Source organism: Parafrankia sp. FMc2, from assembly GCF_041008525.1.
GTDB lineage: Bacteria > Actinomycetota > Actinomycetes > Frankiales > Frankiaceae > Parafrankia.
Genome location: NZ_JBFLUG010000436.1, coordinates 1 through 980, shown reverse-complemented (window position 1 = coordinate 980; position 980 = coordinate 1). Strand labels below are relative to the sequence as shown.

Below are 980 nucleotides of genomic sequence, written 5' to 3'. Positions count from 1 at the left end.
GTCGGGGGGTTCGCCGGCACCGACCACGCCGCCGGCGAACCCCCCGACGCAGAACCCCCCGCCTCCGCCGCCGGCCACCACGCCGCCGGCGAACCCGCCGGGGTCCGGCACCCCGCAGGACGAGGTCCTGCGGCTCACCAACGTCGAGCGGCAGCGGGCCGGCTGCGGCCCGCTCGCGTTCGACGCCAGTCTGACCGCCGCGGCCCAGGCGCACTCCGCGGACATGGCGACGAACAACTACTTCAGCCACACCGGCCAGAACGGCAGCACCGCGGGCAGCCGGGCCCAGGCCGCCGGCTGGCCGAACGGCTACGTTGGCGAGAACATCGCCGCCGGCTCGACGACCCCGGCAGCCACCATCCAGATGTGGATGAACAGCTCCGGGCACCGGGCAAACATCGTCAACTGCGCATACACGCACCTCGGTGTCGGCTACGCCCAGGGCGGCGGCACCTACCGCCACTACTGGACGCAGGCCTTCGGCCGCCGGTAGGCCGAACCTCCGCCCCTGACGGACGTCCCGGGGTGCCACATCGTGGTGCCCCGGGACGTCCAGGGGGGTGGGCCTCCGGTGTGCGGACTGTCCGGAGCGCGGGCTTCGGGCGCGCGGGCGGCGGGCCCCGTCGGCCCGTGGTCGACGGGGTCAGCGCTCGACGTGGCCCAGCGGGCGGTCCGGGGCGACCCGGTCGCGCAGGGCACGCTTCACCGCGGACGGCTCGGGGAAGCCCTGCTCCGCCCGGTCCCAGAGCACCTCGCCGTCCACCCGCACGGTGAACACGCCACCCGTGCCGGGGACGAGGGCGACCGCACCCAGCTCGGCCTCGAACGTGGTCAGCAGTTCCTGTGCCAGCCAGGCCGCCCGCGGCAGCCACCTGCAGCGGGTGCAGTACTCGATCTCCACCCGGGGGCGCTCCTGCCTGGCCTCACCGGTCACGGCCGACCCCTACCCCTGTCCCTTATCCTCCTCTCCCGCTGCCTAC

2 protein-coding genes are annotated in these 980 nt (G+C 74.9%); one reads left to right on the top strand and one right to left on the bottom strand.

Annotated elements, in window-relative coordinates; translation table 11 throughout:
* Nucleotides 1-493 (top strand): CAP domain-containing protein (locus tag AB1460_RS37795; protein ID WP_368967383.1); only part of this gene is annotated, 493 nt, incomplete at its 5' end.
* A gap of 150 nt (nt 494-643) precedes the next feature.
* Here AB1460_RS37795 and AB1460_RS37790 read toward each other — a convergent pair.
* Nucleotides 644-934, bottom strand: coding sequence for a SelT/SelW/SelH family protein (locus AB1460_RS37790; protein WP_026310715.1), 291 nt, complete (start codon nt 932-934; stop codon nt 644-646).
* Between the last annotated feature and the right edge of the window lie 46 nt (nt 935-980).